At 65.1% G+C, this 18,427-nt stretch carries 20 protein-coding genes; 10 read left to right on the forward strand and 10 right to left on the reverse strand.

Features of this window, described 5'->3' with window-relative positions; genetic code table 11:
* Position 1: 1 nt before the first annotated feature.
* On the reverse strand, positions 2-817 hold the full coding sequence (locus tag ACQPYR_RS00770; RefSeq protein WP_433626367.1) for a class I SAM-dependent methyltransferase: 816 nt from the start codon (positions 815-817) through the stop codon (positions 2-4).
* 273 nt (positions 818-1,090) lie between these two features.
* Here ACQPYR_RS00770 and ACQPYR_RS00775 point away from each other — a divergent pair, with 273 nt between their 5' ends.
* The gene (locus ACQPYR_RS00775) at positions 1,091-1,813 is read left to right on the forward strand and encodes a GNAT family N-acetyltransferase (protein WP_433626370.1); all 723 of its coding nucleotides are present in this window, start codon (positions 1,091-1,093) and stop codon (positions 1,811-1,813) included.
* 380 nt (positions 1,814-2,193) lie between these two features.
* Here ACQPYR_RS00775 and ACQPYR_RS00780 read toward each other — a convergent pair whose 3' ends face one another.
* A complete protein-coding gene (locus ACQPYR_RS00780; RefSeq protein ID WP_433626373.1) occupies positions 2,194-2,580 on the reverse strand; it encodes a winged helix-turn-helix transcriptional regulator in 387 nt (128 codons plus the stop codon).
* A 101-nt stretch (positions 2,581-2,681) separates the two neighbouring features.
* Between ACQPYR_RS00780 and ACQPYR_RS00785 the strand changes: the two genes are divergently transcribed.
* Positions 2,682-3,530: an alpha/beta fold hydrolase gene (locus tag ACQPYR_RS00785; RefSeq protein ID WP_433626375.1), complete on the forward strand. Its 849-nt coding sequence runs from the start codon at positions 2,682-2,684 to the stop codon at positions 3,528-3,530.
* Between the two features lie 198 nt (positions 3,531-3,728).
* On the opposite strand, the gene ACQPYR_RS00790 is transcribed toward ACQPYR_RS00785, so the two are convergent.
* Complete coding sequence (locus ACQPYR_RS00790; protein WP_433626377.1) at positions 3,729-4,385, reverse strand: hypothetical protein; 657 nt, start codon at positions 4,383-4,385, stop codon at positions 3,729-3,731.
* 46 nt (positions 4,386-4,431) lie between these two features.
* Positions 4,432-6,033 (reverse strand): ISL3 family transposase, encoded by a 1,602-nt coding sequence (locus tag ACQPYR_RS00795; protein ID WP_433626380.1) that lies wholly within the window; start codon positions 6,031-6,033, stop codon positions 4,432-4,434.
* Between the two features lie 332 nt (positions 6,034-6,365).
* On the opposite strand from ACQPYR_RS00795, the gene ACQPYR_RS00800 reads away from it, so the two are divergent.
* From ACQPYR_RS00800 to ACQPYR_RS00815, 4 genes are all read left to right on the forward strand, one after another.
* Positions 6,366-7,544 carry a cytochrome P450 gene (locus ACQPYR_RS00800; protein WP_433626382.1) on the forward strand — a complete coding sequence of 393 codons (1,179 nt, stop codon included), beginning with the start codon at positions 6,366-6,368 and terminating at the stop codon, positions 7,542-7,544.
* A gap of 167 nt (positions 7,545-7,711) precedes the next feature.
* Positions 7,712-7,909 (forward strand): hypothetical protein, encoded by a 198-nt coding sequence (locus ACQPYR_RS00805; RefSeq protein ID WP_433626385.1) that lies wholly within the window; start codon positions 7,712-7,714, stop codon positions 7,907-7,909.
* The gene (locus ACQPYR_RS00810) at positions 7,910-8,506 is read left to right on the forward strand and encodes a MarR family winged helix-turn-helix transcriptional regulator (protein WP_433626388.1); all 597 of its coding nucleotides are present in this window, start codon (positions 7,910-7,912) and stop codon (positions 8,504-8,506) included.
* 5 nt (positions 8,507-8,511) lie between these two features.
* Positions 8,512-9,345 (forward strand): EamA family transporter, encoded by an 834-nt coding sequence (locus ACQPYR_RS00815; RefSeq protein WP_433626391.1) that lies wholly within the window; start codon positions 8,512-8,514, stop codon positions 9,343-9,345.
* A 515-nt stretch (positions 9,346-9,860) separates the two neighbouring features.
* On the opposite strand, the gene ACQPYR_RS00820 is transcribed toward ACQPYR_RS00815, so the two are convergent.
* The 3 genes from ACQPYR_RS00820 to ACQPYR_RS00830 all read right to left on the reverse strand — a co-directional run bounded on the left by ACQPYR_RS00820 (position 9,861) and on the right by ACQPYR_RS00830 (position 12,566).
* A complete protein-coding gene (locus ACQPYR_RS00820) occupies positions 9,861-10,349 on the reverse strand; it encodes a hypothetical protein (RefSeq protein WP_433626394.1) in 489 nt (162 codons plus the stop codon).
* A 135-nt stretch (positions 10,350-10,484) separates the two neighbouring features.
* On the reverse strand, positions 10,485-10,889 hold the full coding sequence (locus tag ACQPYR_RS00825; protein ID WP_433626396.1) for a nuclear transport factor 2 family protein: 405 nt from the start codon (positions 10,887-10,889) through the stop codon (positions 10,485-10,487).
* Positions 10,890-11,669: 780 nt separating this feature from the next.
* On the reverse strand, positions 11,670-12,566 hold the full coding sequence (locus ACQPYR_RS00830; protein ID WP_433626399.1) for a LysR family transcriptional regulator: 897 nt from the start codon (positions 12,564-12,566) through the stop codon (positions 11,670-11,672).
* Between the two features lie 48 nt (positions 12,567-12,614).
* On the opposite strand from ACQPYR_RS00830, the gene ACQPYR_RS00835 reads away from it, so the two are divergent.
* The 3 genes from ACQPYR_RS00835 (at position 12,615) to ACQPYR_RS00845 (ending at position 14,809) form a co-directional block, all read left to right on the forward strand.
* Positions 12,615-13,340 (forward strand): SDR family oxidoreductase, encoded by a 726-nt coding sequence (locus ACQPYR_RS00835; RefSeq protein WP_433626401.1) that lies wholly within the window; start codon positions 12,615-12,617, stop codon positions 13,338-13,340.
* 60 nt (positions 13,341-13,400) lie between these two features.
* Entirely contained in the window at positions 13,401-14,324 is a 924-nt protein-coding gene (locus ACQPYR_RS00840; RefSeq protein WP_433626404.1) for an NADP-dependent oxidoreductase, read from the forward strand.
* Positions 14,325-14,668: 344 nt separating this feature from the next.
* Positions 14,669-14,809: a hypothetical protein gene (locus ACQPYR_RS00845; RefSeq protein WP_433626407.1), complete on the forward strand. Its 141-nt coding sequence runs from the start codon at positions 14,669-14,671 to the stop codon at positions 14,807-14,809.
* Positions 14,810-15,087: 278 nt separating this feature from the next.
* On the opposite strand, the gene ACQPYR_RS00850 is transcribed toward ACQPYR_RS00845, so the two are convergent.
* The 3 genes from ACQPYR_RS00850 to ACQPYR_RS00860 form a co-directional block, all read right to left on the reverse strand.
* Positions 15,088-15,576: a hypothetical protein gene (locus tag ACQPYR_RS00850; RefSeq protein WP_433626410.1), complete on the reverse strand. Its 489-nt coding sequence runs from the start codon at positions 15,574-15,576 to the stop codon at positions 15,088-15,090.
* A 210-nt stretch (positions 15,577-15,786) separates the two neighbouring features.
* The gene (locus tag ACQPYR_RS00855; protein ID WP_433626412.1) at positions 15,787-16,041 is read right to left on the reverse strand and encodes a hypothetical protein; all 255 of its coding nucleotides are present in this window, start codon (positions 16,039-16,041) and stop codon (positions 15,787-15,789) included.
* 133 nt (positions 16,042-16,174) lie between these two features.
* A complete protein-coding gene (locus tag ACQPYR_RS00860; RefSeq protein WP_433626415.1) occupies positions 16,175-16,945 on the reverse strand; it encodes a hypothetical protein in 771 nt (256 codons plus the stop codon).
* A gap of 193 nt (positions 16,946-17,138) precedes the next feature.
* Between ACQPYR_RS00860 and ACQPYR_RS00865 the strand changes: the two genes are divergently transcribed.
* A protein-coding gene (locus tag ACQPYR_RS00865; RefSeq protein WP_433626418.1) for an IS3 family transposase occupies positions 17,139-18,403 on the forward strand; the annotation gives its coding sequence in 2 pieces (ribosomal slippage) (positions 17,139-17,451 and positions 17,451-18,403; 1,266 coding nt in all).
* Positions 18,404-18,427 lie beyond the last annotated feature (24 nt).

Below are 18,427 nucleotides of genomic sequence, written 5' to 3' on the forward strand. Positions count from 1 at the left end.
GTTAGAACCGGAAGCGCACGATGCGGGTGGACCGTTTCATGCCCGGCAGCAGATTCAGGAGGCGGAACATGCGGCGCGCGTTCGCGGGTGCTTTGGCCATCAGCACCGGTGAGTCGTTCATCGGTGCCTCGTCGACGTATTCGAGGCGCGGGTGCCAATCGGCCAGCGCGGCCGGATCGTTGAAGCCGCAGTGGAATTGGGTGTCGTATTTGCGCAGGGTGGGGTCCCATTTCGAGGTGCGCCACGCCCAGACCGGCACCGTGTCGAACTGTATCTGGCCGGTGGGGAAGTCGTCGACGATGCTGGTCAGCAGCCGCCGGACGTCGGCCTCGGTCAGGTAGGGCACCAGCCCCTCGGCGATCATCAGCACGGGCTGCCCACGAGGGATACGCTCCAGCCAGGTCAGGTCGGTAACGCTGGAGCCGATCAGGGTGTAGTGCTCTCGCGGCGGCAGGAATTGTTGGCGCAGTTCGATAATGGAGGGGTAGTCCAGGTCGTACCAGTCGATAGTGGCGGGCGGGTCGATCCGGTACACGCGGGCGTCGAGGCCGCAGCCCAGATGCAGCACCACCGCGTCGGGGTGATCGGCGAGAAAGCTTCGGGCCCAGTCGTCGTGGGCCTTGGCGCGTACGACGGCGGCGAGGCCCATCTGGCTGGTTCCGAATCTGCGTTTGTCGTAGGCGGGGTCGAGGCGGCGCATCGTCTGCTCGGCGTATTTATCGCCGAGGATCGGGTCCGACAGCCGGTTGTCCAATGCTTTGGCCCTGAGGACGGGACTGACGGTCTTCTGCACTCCGACCAGTCCGGTGTCTTTCACGCCAGCGACACTACTCACATTCTCGGCCCCGCCTATCGAGGCCGCCGCCGCCCGATGCCGGATCGTTTCTACGAGCGTTCGCGCGTGTGGACGAGCCGACGACCCTATTGATATCCATGCGCCGATACCATTGGCGACTTCTTCGCCGGGCGAGGTGACGTTCGCCGGATCGAAGTAGCGCTCTTTCAGCCCGAGGAGTTCGGTGCTCCGTTCGGGACGGGTAGTCGCCGACCTGCCCAGCTTTCCGGCTCGGCGCCGTCCTCTTATCGCGCGATGAACCTGCCGATGCCTGCCGGTGACGATCGAATTGCGGGGGTCGGCGTGTGGCTGCGGTCCTCGGAAATGGAAGTGGTAGTGGTGACACCGGGCCGATATCCTGTGCATATTGTGGGGAGGCTGACCATGGACGATGCCCTGCAAGTACCGCATCTGAGAGCCACCGCAGACTTGGAACTGCGCCCGTGGTCGTTGTCTGCGGCAGACCTCGAGCTTGTCAGGGAAGCCTCTGCCGACGACCTGATTCCGATAACCACGGTGCCGGCGACCTTCTCGCGCGAGGCCGCAACGCGGTTTGTCGAACGCCAGTTGCAACGAGCGACCGATCGAACCGGATACCCGATGGTGATCGTCCGGCGACGGGACAACACACCACTGGGAAGTATCGACCTGTGGTTGAAGGACATCGACGAAGGCCGCGCATCGCTCGGCTACTGGGTGGTCCGCTCTGCCCGCGGCCATGGCGTCGCCGCGCATGCTCTGGCGGCAATGGCTACCTGGGCGCTGGAAGAGCTGCATATCCCACGGCTCCAGCTATATGTGGAACCTTGGAACCGCGCTTCGATCCGCACTGCGGAGAGAGCCGGTTTCGAATGCGAAGGGCTCCTCAGATCGTGGCAGAAGGTCGGCGATCGACGCCGCGACATGTTCATGTACGCGCGCCTGGCAACGGGAACCCTCGCAGAGGCGGATCGGGTTTGCGCCGTTAGACCTCAATGACCGTTTGCCGGCGGTCGCTGTCGTTTGCCACCGTCCGCGTTGCCAGTCGTGGGACCACCGACAGCAGGTGATCCGCTGGGAGAACATGTTCCAGATGCGTTATGCCGACAGATAACGGCGCCGGCAAACTGAACGTCCGGAGATCAGCGTAAGTCGTTTCGTGTCAAGCGGTTCGGTCGGTGCCTTCGTGGTCCCTGCATAGCGGTGATGGGGATGAGCCCAGCAGCGTGTAATCGGGTTGAGGTGACCGATTAGCGGATCATTCGCCTAGTCGACCCGAGCGAGGGCCGCTAGGTGCGCCGTCTCGTCTTCGACCTGCCACGTAACGCCGCCACACACCGCGGGAATCTTCATGGCTATCGCCGGGATCGACCTGAGGGTCATGCGTGGTCCTCAGGTTTTGCGGCGGCGTCGATCTCGGCCATGTGCTCCTCCGCCCACGCCCGCAGCGCGGCCAGCGGATTTTCCAGGGAGAGCCCGAGATCGGTAAGGCGATAGTGAACGCGCGGGGGAACGGTGGGTTCGACGCGGCGGGCGACCAGCCCGTCGCGGGACAGGCTTTGCAGAGTCACCGACAGCATCTTCTGCGATACGCCGGGCATCCGACGCTGCAGTTCGGCGAAGCGCACCTCGCCGGGCGCGGCCTCGGCGAGCAGTTTCACCACCATGGACACCCATTTGGTGCCGAGCCGATCCAGCAGCCGACGGGTCGGGCAGTCCGGAGCGAACAGATCCCCGCGCTGGCCTGTGCTGGTTCGGGTAGTCACCTGGAGCTCACCACCTGTATCAAAAGTGCCGTCTTGGCAGGCTACCTCAGGTTACCTACGGTCAGCTGGTAACTATCGGTAACCAGATAGCGGAGGATCGAATGTCTCACGAACTGCCAGATCTCACAGTGCGGATGGTGGCAACCAACGGGATCAACGCGAACGTGGCGATCGCGGGCACCGGACCGGCAGTCCTGCTGCTGCACGGCTTTCCGCACACCTGGCAGCTATGGCGCGAGGTGATGGGCCCACTCGCGCAACGTCATCGGGTGATCGCGCCGGACCTGCGCGGCCTCGGCGCCAGCACACGAGCACAGGGCGGCTACGACGCGGGCACGCTTGCCACCGACGCCGAGGGGCTGCTCGACGCCCTGGGTGAAACCAGCGCGTCCGTCGTCGCGATCGACGCCGGTGCTCCCCCGGCGTTCCTACTGGCGATGCGGCGGCCCGATCGAGTCAACCGGCTGGTGCTCATGGAATCGCTGCTGGGCACGCTGCCCGGTGCCGAAACCTTTCTGGCCGGTGGGCCGCCCTGGTGGTTCGGGTTTCACGCCGTGCCGGGTCTTGCCGAAAAGGTCCTTGCCGGAAACGAATCCGATTACCTCGACTGGTTTCTGGCGACCGGTACCCAGGGTCGCGGCATCCCCGCACCAACCCGCGATGCCTTCGTCGCCGCCTACACCGGCACTGATTCCCTGCGGTGCGCTTTCTCCTACTATCGGGCGATGCCCACCAGCGCTGAGCAGATCCGGCGGGCTGTCGACACCGCCCGGCTCACCGTACCGACGATGGCCATCGGATCCCATCCGGTCGGAACCACACTCGAAAACCAACTGCGTCCGGTCGCCGACACCCTGACCGGGCACTTGATCGAGGATTGTGGTCACATCATCCCCCTCGACCGTCCGGCGACGCTGGTGCCGCTGCTCGTCGACTTTCTCGATTCCTGAAGGGCCAGAACCTGATCTGGCCGTAAGCGAAGTCCCGATATCACGTCCCTACAGCAACGCACGATAATAGCCGCGTATCGGTCGTTCGGGAACGAAGCCTTCGCCAATCGACAGCGCAATAACCTGTTCCACTTCTGTTCCGCTGTCGGTGGTCCCACGACGGGGCTCTGTCGCAGGTTTCGTGAAACGCGCTGATGCTCAGGCGATATGAGTGTTGGCGAGTTCGTGAGTCGGGATGTCGGTGAGTTTCGCCCAGGTGCTGATGGTTCCGGCGAGGGCGAGGGCGACACCGTAGAGGACGTGCAGGCCGCCCTGGCTGGCGATGACGGCATCTTGTTTGGTGAAGGCGCGGTGCTTGCGGGCCAGGGCGAGCAGGTCGGTGGCTGCGCGTTCGCCGGTCCAGTGGCCGCGGGGCAGGCGAACGGCCGCGGCCAGCCCTTGCGGTGTATTCGGGTGGCGTCCGGACAGCCAGTCGTCGAGCAGGCCGGCGCCGACACCGATGGTGCCGGACACGATGGCTCCGTCGGGGCTGGTGGCGGTGGGCGGTATCGCGTCGAGCAGCTCGGTCGCTGTAGCGTCGTCGCCGTCGGTCAGGGCCGTGATCACCGCGCGCAGGGTGGCGAGGGTGTTGTCGCGGGCGGCGCCGACCGGGGTGGATTGGATCATGTTGTGGCGCTCGACTGCTCGGGCGAACGCGGCGTTGAGGGTTTCCATGTCGGGGACGTCGATGTTGTCGACATCGATGCCCTCTTCGGCCAGGAACGGTGCCAGCTCGCGCATCGTCTCCTGTGCCATGCCGGGGGTGTGTTGGATCCGCATCGGGCCGGGCTCGGATTCTGGGGTCTGTCGTCGCATGGTCGCCACCCGGCTCATCCTGCCAGCTCGTGTTCGGCCGGTACGATCAGTTCGGGTGCAGGACCCGTTTTCGAAGTAAATCGAGCCCGGCCCGACCATACATTTGCCTCTTGAGCGCCTTAATTCTCGTAACCGCGCCCTCGGTAGCGCCATTGCTGAACGGCAGGGTGAGCCCGGCGGTCACTGCGGCGAAGTCGTGTTTAAGACCGGTTGTGAACGAATGTAGCGCGGGCAGATCGTCGGTGCGGACCAGGTCGATCCAATGGAGGCGCTCGCCGCGCAGGTCACGCATCATGACAGCGAAGGCGCCGACATGGCGGCGGGTCGCAGCCAGCTCGGGGCACGCGTCCAGGATCCGGGAGAGTTTTCCGGCATCATCGGCGGGCAGGTTGTCGGGGTTGCGCATGATCCACGCGACCACGGTCCGGATCTTCGGTGCCACGGGCTTCACTACGGCGGGGCGGGCGGGTTTCCGGCCGGTCCGGTAGGGCTGCAGGAACCGGTAGACGGTGCGCTGGCTGCCGCGATAGCCGAGTCGGCGCAGCTCAGCGGTCAAGACGGCGATGTCGGTGCGACCGGAGTTCCATTGTGTGAGGAGGTGCGGCACGAACTCATCCAGCAGCATCACTCGCGATGCCGCGGCCGCGATGACATCGTCTGGACTGGTCGCAGCTGCGTAGCGCCTCGCCGTTTTCCGGTCGATGCCGAGCTCTGCGGCGATCGTGCGCAACCCCTTGCCTTCGGCGTGGAGCCGTTTCACGGCATCGAACCGTTCGCGGGCACGTTCTTGCAGCAGACCAGGCCGATCTTCGGGTTCGGGCCCGAATTCTGTCACCAAAGTTGGTGTGGCAGAGGTAATCTCGCTAGCGGTGACGATCGGCTCATGTTTTGCGGCGACCGCTGCGGTCAGGCATGATCGGTGCGCGATGACGGTCTTCTCCACGGCTTGGCCGAGGTTGTGCCACAGGTGCCATCGATCTGCGCATTGGGTGGCCTGCGGTGCACCGCGTCGGGCGCCTTCGGCATACGCACCGGCTCGGTCACGAGTAATGACCTCGATTTGCGGGTGCGCGGCCAGCCACTCGGCAAGCGGGTCGGCGTCCCGGCCTGCCAGCACGTCGATCGGCCGATGGGTGGCCATGTCCAAAAGGACTGTTGCATAACTCTGCCCACGCCGGATCGCGAAATCATCGACACCCAGAACCGTCACCGCACCGACCGGCGGATCCGGTAATCCGCGAATCAACCGCAGCAGCGTATCCCGGCTGGTCGACAACCCCAACAGCCGCGCCAGCCGAGTCCCGGCACGACCGGCCAGCGCCGACCCGATCGCGGTCAGCATCGATGTCAGCTGGTCCGTCCGCCGCGACCGCTTCCGCGTCAAGCCCTCAACCTGCTCGGTGAATGTCTTTGCCGCACAGGCAATGTTCACGCAGAAGAACCGACGCACCAACAGTCGCACCACAACCGATCGACTGGCGATCGGTGTATCGGTCAACCGACGCCGATAACGAGAGTGCACTCGCGCAGAATCAGTTCCACATCGCGGGCATCGAGCGGACGGAGCAGCGACAGCCGCCTCGATAACCACTGCGGATTCGTCCTCATCGACATCGATGATTACCAAATCAGTCAAGTGCGGCAACAACTTCCGAGCAAGATCACCAGCGCACGCCCGCCACTATTACCCCTCGACGCATCCCGCGTGCGGCAACACGCCGAACAGGCGCGTCACGAAACCTGCGACAGAGCCCACGACGGTGGCAAACGATGTCGCGGGTGCTCGTGAACCGGTATCACTGCTGGCACAGTGTTCGATAGGCCCCGGCGGTGTACTCGCATCGTGGTCGACCTCCACGGCCTCGCTTCTAAAATTGGTCGCGGCTACGCTTGATCTGCGTTTGTACGCACAGCCAGTGGATAAATCCGCTCGAAAACATCTGATGAATCGCTTCACCCTCTCTATGAGAGGACCGTCCGATGGGTTTTGCAGAAATGCGCCGGTTCCGGCGTGATCCGTTGGGTTTCCTCGAGAATCTGCGCCGGACCAGCCCGGTAGAGGTGTTCGGGCTGCCGTGGGGCGGGTGGTGTGTCGGCGATACGGGTCTGGCGCTGACGGTGTTGAGTGACCGCACTTTCAATGCGGGGAAGTCCGGGTTTTTCGGTTCTATGCTGCCTTCGCGGTCTGCTCAGGTCGATTTCGGCCGCGCGGTGCGCGCTTTTCTGCGGACGCATACGCCCGAGTATCGCGATTCCCTGGCGGCGGCGGTCATCGAAATGCCCTCCGTCACCCGCTGGCCCGCAGCGGGGGTCGAGCTGGTGTATCGGTGCACCGCGGACCTGTTGCTGCACCCCGATGGTTCTCCCGAGTTGCGGCAGTTGGTGGAGAAAAATGCACGCGTGGGCGCGCTTCGCCCGGCCCGAATGGCGCAGCGGGCGCGGGCGCAGCTGCTGCGCAACAAGCTGTCCACCGCGCTGAACGAGCAGATCCGGGACCGGCGCAGCGCCAGCGGCCGCGCTACGGAAGCCGAACCACGCGATCTGCTCGATGCCGTGATCGGTGCCTGTCCCGACGGCGTCGCCGATACAACGGTGGCGCAACTGTATGTGCTGATGTTCCGGTCCATTGTGGGACCGCTTGGCTACTCGCTCGCGTGGTCGGTGCTGCTGGGCAGTCTCCACTCTCCCGGCTCACCATGGCCTTGGCCTGTCGACTGGGTGGTACGTGAGGCCCTGCGGCACCGGCCGGTCTCTTGGATGGTCAGCCGTGCCGTCCCCTATCCCGCCGAGTTCGGGGGGATCGCCTTCCAGACCGGCGACCTGCTGTCGGTCAGCCCCTATCTGCTCCATCACGACGACAAACACTGGACCAGACCAGGGGCATTCCAACCCGACCGCTGGGTTCGACCGAGCGAACACGGCCCATTTGTGCCCTTCAGTTCCGGCCCGTTCACCTGCGCAGGCGCCGCGGTCGCCCACGATCTGGTCACCGATGCAGCCACCATCCTCATCGAGAACACCTCTCTGCGCGTCATCGGCGGCGGCGATACCCGCCCGATCGTGACCAATGCCGCGACCCCCAGGCCGTTCACCCTGCGGCGTACCCCACAAAGCCCTGTCCGCGCCCGACCGAGCTCCAGGAAGGAGGTGACATCATGATCAAGGCATTGCGGTTCATCTTCACCAACAAGCCGACCCGTACCTGGGACCCCGCTCAATACGGATGATTCTGCTACCGGCTGGATGGCTCGACCAACGCCACCCAGCTCTCGGTCATCGGTGGCGGCCCCGATGACATCGCGTTTCCACCGCGGTCTTTGGAGCGGATGAAACGTGCACTGTACGACGGGGATTCGGGGACACCATCGTGGTGGGACAAGATCGTCGACTATGTCGAGGGCGGGGTGTGGCCCAGCTCCGAAACCGACACCGCGTATCGAGCGGTTTTCAGCTGCTCGCAGCCGGTGAAAGCTGTGCTGGGTACCTGGTCATCGATGGTCAGGTGTGGCCTGATCGTGTTGTAGATGCCCTGGGCACGGGTCGTGAGTCAAGGAGGCCGCCATCTTGGGTTGTTTCATTGTCCGGCGAGCGGATATGCATGCTTTATGCATAGGTCAGGTTCGGTAAACCTACTGGGTGCCGCTGCGCTCGCGATCACTGACAAGATGATTCATGAGGTCACCGCGCGGTCGAAGCTGAACCCCAGTGCGTCGGCGGCGCTGGTGGTGTTGCTCGAATTCGAGCCGGTGGGGGTCAGCGAGCTGGGCCGGCACCTGGGATTGACCCAACCCGCCGCCACCCGAGCCTTGGACGCGCTGGAAAACGCGGGCTTGATCCGCAGGACCCAGATCGGGCGCGGTCGCGCGGTCGCGCTCACCTCCGCCGGGCGCCGCAGCGCCGCGATGATTTTGCAGGCGCGTACCGAGTGCCTGCAAAGCCTCGTCGACGGGCTGGGCGACGACGACCGCGCGCATCTGAACCGGATCCTCGGTCGGCTGCTGACCACGATCTACGGCCAGGTGCCGGACTCGAACCTGCTCTGCAGGCTCTGTGATCGGCAGGCATGTACACACGAACAGGTATGCCCTGTCGGGCAGGCGGCGCGCGATCGGTCCGGGTGAGCGTGATGGCCTGGTTACTTGCCCTGGCCTCCGCGGTCCTGTACGGCCTGTCCGATTATGTCGGCGGAATCACCTCGCGCCGATTACATTTCGCTGCAACCGCGATCATCGGGCAGGCGGCGGGCTTGACGGTAGCCGTCCTCCTGGCGGCAGTTACCAGGACCGGAGTGCCGCGGGCGGCAGATCTGGCCTGGGGCGCGCTGTCCGGTGTGGGTACCGCGGTGGGAATGGCGGCGCTGTTTCGCGGGCTGGGGCGCGGCACCATGAGCACGGTGGTGCCGGTCAGCACGGTGACGGGCATGGGCCTTCCGGTGTTGTTCGGTGTCCTGGCGCAGGGACAGCGGCCGACCTTCGCGGCCGGTATCGGGATCGGGGCAGCACTGCCGGCGCTCTGGATGGTTTCCCGCACCCCCGGCGGCGCTTCCACCACGTCACGCACTGCCGTCTTCGACGGGCTGGTCGCCGGTGTCGGTATCGCCGTCCAGTATCTAGCGCTGGCACATGTTGCCCCGGTCTCGGGATTCTGGCCGGTCGCGGCCGGTCGGGTTGCGGCCGTGTGTGCGCTGGTCCCCCTGGTGTTGCGGACGCGAGCCACGTTCGTGGCCAGCTTCCGGCCGATCGGCCTGGCCGCTTTCGCCGGGGCGACCGCAGCCCTGGCACTGGTGGCGTATCTCGGTGCGGCCCAGCGCCAATTGGCCGTCATCGCGATCTGCCTGTCGTCGCTGTACCCGGTGATTCCGGTACTGCTGGGAATCACTATCCTGCACGAGCGTCTCACTCGCGCCCAATACGCAGGGCTGGCCCTGGCCACGCTCGCAGTGGCATTGCTTGCGATCTGATCGATCGCCTACCGGTGCCACAGCCCTATCACGCGTGCACAGTCAGGACGACGCTTCCGAACCGAAACCGCTACGACCGAATCGTTGACCTACACGCACATCGGCACCGACCGAACCGCTTGACACAAAACGACTTACGCTGATTTCCGGATGTTCGAGGTGAAGGCGACAGCGTCCTTCGCCCCGCCGCGGTGACAGGAGCAACCTGTAATTGGTGACAACTGCCGCCTGCGGCACTCACCGAATGCAATGGTCGATGGCCACGGCTGGTGACAACTAAGACCTATCGTCACAACGGAATCAGCGCAAATTCATTGCCGGTGGTGGGAGTTCGGCGGTCCTGTACTGGGTTTCGGGTGGTAAGCACGGCCTGGGGGTAGGGCAACACCTGGCGGTCCCCTCCAGGCCGCGCTATTTCCCTGCGGCGCTGTCGGTTTCGGCGCTGCAGGGGGCTCATCAGGTGGCGAAGTTCGAGTGAAGTTGGCGAATGGTTGGCGGCGACCAGGGCTTACGCGTCATCTCGTCTGCGGCCGCATGCCCGACTTCGCCACAGACCGTACGGGGGTCGAGGAGTATATCCGCCCGAACAGCACGCTGGGTTCGCCGAAGGTGTCGACGACTTCGGTGAGGGTGCGGTCGTGTTCGGCGAATGGTGTGATCGCATCACGCAGCTCGATGTACTCGTCGCGTGTCAGTATGCGGTCCAACTCGAGCCAGCCTCGGTTGCGGGCGGCGTCGGCGTACATCGATGACAGGGCCTCGACGATGGTGTTGTCTGGAAGTTGGCGTTGCAGAGCGCCTTTGAGCCCGGTGGGAGTGAAAGCGTTGCGGTCGCGCCAAGATTGGCGTAGGTCGTCGATACCGCGGTCGTCGTCTTCGAGGTAGAACAGGTGGTCGAAGGTCGTCCATAGCGCGGGCTCACCGCCGAACATACCCAGTCGGCGCAGCATGGAGTTGATCTGGCCGACAAGGTAGCCGTGTATCTGATCGCCTGAGCGGACCATGGTGAGTTTGCTCCTTCTCGGCGCTACGATGATCGGTGCGTTACTCGCCACAGACCTGGACGATCTGGCTGAAACCAGTCCGACTGCAAATGGCGAACCGCAGCATAACGAGCCACCACAACCTGGAACGGACAGTCAGGCACCTTTTGCCCAAGCCCAGGCCGTCAGCCGCCACTGTGTCCCTACCTTGCCGAGCGCGACGGTGAAGAGTGAGCCGGTTTGCGTCATCTGCTTGCCCCGCAGATTGACCGTCATGGTCGCGGGCACAACGACATACGCGTGGTCACCGGTGACGTCGACGTGGCGTGGTTCGCCGAGCGCTATGTGGTAGCCCGAGGCTCCTGCGTGCTCGCCCTCCCTACGCACGTCCGTCCACCAGTCTTCGCTGGCTGTCGGTCCCTGCCAGACATGCGGCGACATACCGTCGAGTATCTGCATCGGGTCAGCGCACAGCGCAGCCATCGCCTTCGAGTCACCGCTGTTGAAGGCATCGACGTATTGGAGCACCACCGCCATGGGCGGGTCGAGGGCGATGTCCATGTCGGGGACGGTAACTCGAGTTCTTCGCGCCGGACCGAATGACGCTGTCGTGTCGTGGTTCGTCTGCGGGGCCCGGCACTGAAGTCCGCTCAAATCCGCACAGTAGGTCGGACACTTCGGCGGCCTGAACCGTCCGCGCAACTTCTCGGGCCGCAGGTCAGCAACTCGACGTCCGCAAAGTTCGACCGGAGCGGACATTTGTCCTGTGCGGATGTAGTTTTCGGTGTTCGGGCATGGATTGCGGGTGCGCTGGTGGTGACCAGCGGAGACGCGATTGTTCCCGTCGCCGACCCCACCTGCGAGTCGCGCACAAAGTCAGCGCTAGACCTATTCGGGTTCCTCGGGCACGTTGTAGATGGCGGACAGGGGACTTCCTGACCGGCCAGGTTCTCGGGGAACCGGCGCACCAGTGGCCGTTGCAGACCTTTCGGGTGAATGTGCTCTGGTCTATCTCGTTGGCCCAGGTCTGCTTGTCGACGAGTTCGTATAGTGCGTAGATGCTTTCGGGCACCTTAATGGTGGCGGGGATATCGCCGCCGAACAGTTCCTTCAGCTCGGCGGTGGTGCTCGGTCGGCGGCTCGATGTCGAGTCCGGCAACGCGGCATCGCGAATCCACACAGCGTCGTGGGCATGAGCGTGCATCGCCAGCGAATGCGCGCTACGCGGCAGATCCGGACGCTCGCGGATCCAGCGGCATTATCGTGCGTTCGATACGGTTCGAACCGAGCTTTTAGTCGGGTTCGGTCAGCGCGGTGCACGGCATGTGCGGATGTTGTCGGTTAGAGGCGGATCGCCGTGCGGACGAGGTCGGCGATGGCTTTGGATCTGCTGTGTGGTGGCCAGGCGATGACGGTCGTGACGGGGGGTGCGTCCGGCACCGGCACGATGGCGTGATCGTCGCGTAGTTGGGCTCGCAGCGACTCGGGCATGACCGCGCAGGCCCGTCCGAGCGTGATCAGCTGGGTCAACTGGGTGTGGTCGCGAACCTGTGGGCCGGGGCCGTCGGGATAGCTTCCGTCCGGTCGGGGCCAGCGCGGCAGGGGCAGGTCGGTCAGGGCGTGGACCTCGGCCATCGACATGTGGGGTCGGTTGGCGAGGGGGTGTCCGGCAGGCAGGACCACGACCTGCTGTTCGGTGTGCAGGTCCTCGGTGTCGAATCCGGCGGTCGTGTCGTAGGGCCGGTGCAGCAGAGCGACGTCGGCACTCCCGTTGCGTAGCAGGTTTTCCGGCTGGCCCGGCCCGCACAGCATCACCTCGACTGCGACCGCGCCGGGTTCGGCGGCGTAGGCGTCCAGCAGCTTCGACAACAGTTCGCTCGACGCTCCTGCCTTGGCGGCCAGCACCACGCCGGGCCGGTCGGGTGCGGCGCGGCGGGTGCGGCGCTCGGCGGCTTCGACCGCTTCGAGGGCGAGGCGGGCCTCCCGCAGCAGCACCGCCCCGGCCTGGGTCAAAGTGATCGCGCGCGAACTGCGGTGCAGCAGAACGACTCCGAGCCGCCGTTCCAGCTGCTGGATCGCCCGCGACAGCGGTGGTTGCGCCATCGAGAGCCGTTGTGCCGCCCGCCCGAAGTGCAACTCCTCGGCGACGGCGACGAAGTATCGCAACTCCCGGGTCTCCACCAGGTCATCGTATCCGGCGCTCACCTCGACCAATACCCGTGCGGTATCGTCGCCCACCCGACCGGTCTTGGACGCCCCGCCCGTGTCCGCAACATGATCGACGGCATGAGTGAACCGACGATCGCGCTGGTAACCGGCGCGAACAAAGGAATCGGATACGAGATCGCGGCGGGCCTGGGCGCCCTCGGCTGGCGGATCGGTGTGGGCGCGAGGGATCGACAGCGCCGCGAGACCGCGGTGGAGAAGTTGCGCGCGGCCGGAACCGATGCGTTCGGCGTGCCGCTCGACGTGACCGACGACGCGAGTGTGGCCGCGGCGGCCGAGCTGATCGCCGACCACGCCGGAGGGCTCGACGTCCTGGTCAACAATGCCGCGATCACCGGCGGTATGCCGCAGACACCCACCACGGTCGATCCCGCGACCGTGCGAGCTGTCGTGGAAACCAACGTGATCGGCGTCATCCGGGTCACCAACGCGATGCTGCCCATGCTGCGCGCCTCGGCCTCACCGCGGATCGTGAACATGTCCAGCAGCGTGGGCTCGCTCGCCCTGCAGACCACGCCCGGCATCGACATGGGCCCGGTTCCCACTGCGTACTTGGCGTCGAAGACCTTCCTCAACGCCGTCACCATCCAATACGCCAAGGAACTGAGCGATACCAACATCCTGATCAACTCCGGCTGCCCCGGTTTCACCGCCACCGACCTCAACGGCTTCCAAGGCGTCCGCACACCACCACAGGGCGCGGCGATCGCGATTCACCTCGCGACCCTGCCCGACGACGGACCGACCGGCGGATTCTTCGACGACGCCGGAACAGTGTCCTGGTGACGGGCACACCGGTGCGAACCGTTCCCGAAGTCAGCCGAGCACCGCAGGAGACGCAAGACAATGACATTGGCAGTCAGGTACGACGAGTTCGGCGGAATCGACGTCCTGCGGATCGAGGAGGTCGAGCGCCCCGTGCCCGCGGACAGGCAGGTCCTCGTGCACGTGAAAGCGGCAGGCATCAACCCCGGTGAGGCGGCCATACGCACCGGCACAATAACGGACATCTTTCCCTCGACCTTTCCGTCCGGGCAGGGCAGCGATCTCGCCGGAGTCGTCGCCGAGGTCGGCTTCGGAGTCGACCGATTCTCGGCCGGCGACGAGGTGATCGGATTCTCCGAGCTGCGGGCCGCCCAGGCCGAGCTGGTCCTAGTCGACGTCGACAACCTCACTCCCAAACCGGAAAACGTCTCATGGGAGGTGGCCGGTGGCCTGTACGTCGCCGGCGTAACCGCATGGGGGGCAGTGCATTCCGTACAGCTCGAGCAGGGCGAGAGCGTCGTCATCTCCGGAGCCGCCGGAGGAGTCGGCTCGCTCGCCGTTCAGCTTGCGCGCCGTGCTGGAGCCACGGTCATCGGTCTGGCGAGCGAGGGCAACCACGAGTGGCTGCGAAGCCACGGCGTGATCCCCGTCGCATACGGTGCCGGCGTCACGGACCGGATCAAGGCCGCCGCACGGGGCGGCATCCATGCCTTCATCGACACCTACGGCGACGGGTACGTCGAACTGGCCCTCGCTCTCGGCGTCGCAATCGAGCGGATCGACACCATCGCCGATTTCGCAGCAGCCGCAAAGTATGGGGTCAAAACCGAACCCGGGACCAAGCCCAGGCCGGGCGCCGAGGTCCTCGCCGAACTGGCCGCCCTGATCGCCGAAGGACACCTCGAAGTCCCGATCGCGAACGTCTACCCGTTGACGCAGGTTCGTCAGGCCTACACCGAACTCGAACGCCGACACACCCACGGCAAAATCGTGCTGAGGCCCTAGCCGGCGCCACACAGTGCGGCGCGCTTTCAGGGGACTGCCCGACCGCGGGGGCTGATTCCCGTCAGCACGGTTGTCTGCCACCCCAAGACCACGACACCGCCGACTACATATCCGGTATTCGGCTACTCGAGGCTGGTGGTAGGGCTTGATCCCGGCCAGGATCAGTCTCAGGTACCCGCTGGGAGGCCCCCTATCGGCTACACATCAGTGTCATTGGTGTGGCTCGCTAATGGCTTGCGTCCCACTGGTTACCGTGCGGGCGTGGCTGGAAAGGGGTCTGCCCTGGCTCGAAGTAGCGGTGCCTTCCTGCACGGATACCGATCCGTCGATCTGGAAGGATACCGATGTGGGTCATCATCGGCATGGACCCGCACAAACGCTCGGCCACCATCGAAATCATCGACCCTGACGCGAAGATCCTCGCGACCGGGCGTTACGGCACCGACACCGCCGGATATGGTGAAACGCTCACCGCTGCACAATGATTCCCGCAACGGGTGTGGGCGATCGAGGGTTGCAACGGTGTCGGACGGCATGTGGCGCACAGGCTCGTGGCCGACGGGAAACCGTAGCGACGATGACCAGCGATGGGGCAACACCCAGTTCGAGGCTGACAAAACGGTCGCCGTCGCGTGGTCGAAATTCCAGACCCGCTGTGGCACAGCGGCCCTCGCTGAGCGCTGGCAGAGACGCACTGCGACCGTGCTCTTGCTGCTTGCCGCGCTGGTGGGTTACTGATCCTCGCCCTGGCTGAGGACGCGGATCATGTGTCGAACAGCTGGATGTGGACGAAGCGTGTGGACGGGTCACGCTCGTCCACGATGACGATCCGGTTGACTGACTTTCCGTCGGGGCGATGGTAGACGTCCTCGGCCTGCATGATCGACGGCGAAGTCTCCAGAGGCGGACCCGCAATGGTGGTTTCGGCCACGCGGAAGACTTTGGTCAGTGGCGCGGAGAATTTCGATGTGGCCAGCAGCAGGGTGAGGCCCTGCGAATCGGTGGATATGGCTAGCCGGTAGAGCGTGTCGCGGCCGCGCTCCGATCGGGCGCCGAGCACGGAGGCATTGTCGGGAATGACGATCCCGCCGAATTCGGAAGCCTCCCTGGTGATGTCGGTGTCCTTCGCGGCCTGGGGCGGGTCCGACCGGTGGTCACCGTCATGTGTTTCGCTGCCGCAACCGGTCACACCGACCGTCACGGCCATGAGTCCGACGACACAGGCCAGCTTCATCTGCCGGATTCCAGGCATTGGGTACCTCATCGCGTGGGATCACTCCTATCGCCGTCGCGGCCGCCGGGCGCCCCTGGCAGGTTCACCGGTCCGTTCGACGGTACTGCCCCCTCGAATCGCCGGACCTCGCTGGATCCTGCGATGTCGTACTCCCGCGCCAAGCCCGCTGTGTGTAGCGCTCCCATGCGCTTGTCCGAGACTGTGATACCGGCGATGTCGGTGCTCTTGTCACCGTCCCAGTTGTAGCCGTCGGCTCAACAAGATGAGCAAGGACTCGCGAGACCTGTCGTAGAGGCCGAAGTTGAGCGATGCGCGCATGGACTGCTCGACCGTTTCGCGGCTGCGGCCAATGGCCCAAAAGGCGTCGGTCGAAAGCCGGCGGTGCACCAGGTCGACGTCGAGACGGTCCGGGTCGATGGTGATCTCGTATTCTTCTGCCCTGCAATTGATCAGATGATGGATCGTAGTTCCGGTTGCTGTCACACCGCCGACAGATTTGGGTGGCCCGCCGCTGTGAGCGCGACGGGCTGCGGAGATGAACCGGAGTTTGCTCCCAAAGGCATCGGCTGCCGCGCGGATCCGTCCGATCGCCGCCGGCCGGGCTGGTCCGCTCGCGCTATTCGCAGACCTGGTGGGAGAACCCGAATTCAACGGTGACGGCCGCCTGTGTCGGGGCGAATCGGTTGTGCGGTATGCCGGGGGTGAAGGCGAAGACCGAGACGTGCTCGTTCTGGCGATCCAGCCACCAGCCCGCGGTGCGGCAGGCGCGCCAGCGGGTGCCGCTCAGGTCGGCGAGCCGTTCCGCGCCCGCGGAACCGAATGTCCAGCCGCCGGAATCACCCAGATGAGCGAGCAAGCGGCTGGCCACCTGATCGTCGGGCGTGTCGTCGGTGGCGGCGATGGCGAAGGTGCGATCGCAGGAGGGGCCCGCGTCGGAGTCCTCGCAGTTGGTCGTGTTGTCGACGACCGTCAGGCCGGCGGGCAGGGGTAGCAGCAGTTCGGCGTCGGGGGTCGCGACGGCCTTGCCTCCGTAGGCTGGGGCGCTCGCGAAGACGCCGAGGTCGCCCAGCACGAAGAACAGCAGCACGAACAGGGCCAGTACGCCGTACAGCCCGCCGAGCACCCGGGCGATCCACTGCCGTACCCCGCCACCGTCGGTATCGGCCCAGTCCCAGATCAGTCCCGCCAGCAGCACCACGACACCGGCGGCGATCATCAGCACCTCGAGACTGTGCTGATAGTGGCGCACTCGCCAGCCCCCGAACGCCACACCCAGCTCGGCTGCGGTCAGCACCGCCAACACCGCACCCACGCGCCACCGGGTGCGGGGCGCTCGCGCCGCGAGCAGCCAGCAGGCCAACGGCACCAACAAGATCAGCCGAAACACGTCGCCAGTCTAAAGTGGCTGCGCCGGTGACCACCGGTTTCGATGATGCGAAGAGTGACCATGTCTGCTCGGTGCCGCGCCGACGGAGGCCTTGCCGTGCGTCGGTTGTCGTTGGTCAACGACGCGCGGCATTGGATGAAACTGAATCGCCCCGGAGTGTCGGGAGACTTCAACCTCTGTGAAGGATGGAGTCGTGTCGAGTTCGAAGAAGTACCCGCAGGAGCTGCGTGAGCGGGCCGTGCGGATGTTCGCCGAGATCCGTGATCAGCACGAGTCGGAATGGGCCGCGATGAAGGTGATCGCTGATCTGCTCGGGGTCGGCACCCCCGAAACGGTCCGGAAATGGGTACGGCAAGGCCAGATCGACACCGGAACCCGCCCGGGGGTGACGACTGAGGAGTCCGACGAGCTGAAGCGGCTGCGGCGGGAGAACGCAGAACTCAAGCGTGCCAACGCAATTCTGAAGGCGGCGTCGGCTTTCTTCGCCGCCGAGATCGACCGGCCCAGTCGCTGATCGTTCGGTTCATCACCGAACACCAAGGCCGCCGCGAGCACGGCGGTCTGCGATGGGGTGTCGAGTCGATCTGCGCCGCGCTCACCGAGCTCGGTGTGAAAGCTGCCCCGTCAACCTACTACGCCCACCGCGGCAAGATCGCCACCACCCAGCAGCGGCGTGACGCGGACCTGATCCCGCAGATCCAGCGTGTTCATGCCGAGAATTTCGGCGTCTACGGCGCGAGAAAAGTATGGCTGCAACTGAATCGGGAAGGAATCCGCGTGGCTCGATGCACTGTGGAACGGCTCATGCGTCGGCTGGGACTGCGGGGTGCGGTGCGCGGCAAGGTCAAACGCACCACGATCGCCGATCCGGCCGCGGCGCGACCGGCGGATCTGGTGCAACGGCGGTTCGCGCCGGCGGCACCGAACCGCCTGTGGGTAGCCGACATCACCTATGTCTCGACGTGGTCGGGGTGGGTGTATGTCGCGTTCGTCATCGACGCCTACGCCCGCCGCATCCTGGGCTGGCGCACCTCGACGTCGATGACCACCTCGCTGGTGCTGGATGCGATCGAGCATGCCGTCTGGACACGGGAACGCGAGGGTTGGGACGTGAAAGATGTTGTGCACCACAATGATCGAGGATCGCAGTACACGTCGATTGCGTTCACCGAACGTCTCGCCGAGCACGGGATCCAGCCCTCGGTCGGAGCTGTGGGATCGAGCTTCGACAACGCCCTCGCCGAAACGATCAACGGGCTTTTCAAGACCGAACTGATCAAGCCGCGGGCCCCGTGGCGCACCATCGACCACGTTGAGCTGGCCACCGCCGAGTGGGTGGACTGGTTCAATCACCGGCGCCTCTACCAGTACTGCGGGGACATGCCCCCGGCCGAGATGGAGACCGCCTACTACAGTCAACAACCAGCCCAGCAGATCGCTGAGCTGTCACACCAATAAGTCTCCGGACTCGCCGGGGCGATT

This window comes from Nocardia sp. CA-120079 (assembly GCF_050955745.1).
Taxonomy (GTDB): Bacteria; Actinomycetota; Actinomycetes; order Mycobacteriales; family Mycobacteriaceae; genus Nocardia.

Bases quoted from the DNA above. Each gene is read 5' to 3' on its own strand.
- ACQPYR_RS00790 (WP_433626377.1), bottom strand. From the start codon at position 4,385: ATGCGACGACAGACCCCAGAATCCGAGCCCGGCCCGATGCGGATCCAA.
- ACQPYR_RS00775 (WP_433626370.1), top strand. From the start codon at position 1,091: ATGAACCTGCCGATGCCTGCCGGTGACGATCGAATTGCGGGGGTCGGC.
- ACQPYR_RS00810 (WP_433626388.1), top strand. From the start codon at position 7,910: ATGCCCTGGGCACGGGTCGTGAGTCAAGGAGGCCGCCATCTTGGGTTG.
- ACQPYR_RS00840 (WP_433626404.1), top strand. From the start codon at position 13,401: ATGACATTGGCAGTCAGGTACGACGAGTTCGGCGGAATCGACGTCCTG.
- ACQPYR_RS00815 (WP_433626391.1), top strand. From the start codon at position 8,512: ATGGCCTGGTTACTTGCCCTGGCCTCCGCGGTCCTGTACGGCCTGTCC.
- ACQPYR_RS00825 (WP_433626396.1), bottom strand. From the start codon at position 10,889: ATGGACATCGCCCTCGACCCGCCCATGGCGGTGGTGCTCCAATACGTC.
- ACQPYR_RS00835 (WP_433626401.1), top strand. From the start codon at position 12,615: ATGAGTGAACCGACGATCGCGCTGGTAACCGGCGCGAACAAAGGAATC.
- ACQPYR_RS00850 (WP_433626410.1), bottom strand. From the start codon at position 15,576: ATGCCTGGAATCCGGCAGATGAAGCTGGCCTGTGTCGTCGGACTCATG.
- ACQPYR_RS00805 (WP_433626385.1), top strand. From the start codon at position 7,712: ATGAAACGTGCACTGTACGACGGGGATTCGGGGACACCATCGTGGTGG.
- ACQPYR_RS00800 (WP_433626382.1), top strand. From the start codon at position 6,366: ATGGGTTTTGCAGAAATGCGCCGGTTCCGGCGTGATCCGTTGGGTTTC.
- ACQPYR_RS00845 (WP_433626407.1), top strand. From the start codon at position 14,669: ATGTGGGTCATCATCGGCATGGACCCGCACAAACGCTCGGCCACCATC.
- ACQPYR_RS00785 (WP_433626375.1), top strand. From the start codon at position 2,682: ATGTCTCACGAACTGCCAGATCTCACAGTGCGGATGGTGGCAACCAAC.
- ACQPYR_RS00820 (WP_433626394.1), bottom strand. From the start codon at position 10,349: ATGGTCCGCTCAGGCGATCAGATACACGGCTACCTTGTCGGCCAGATC.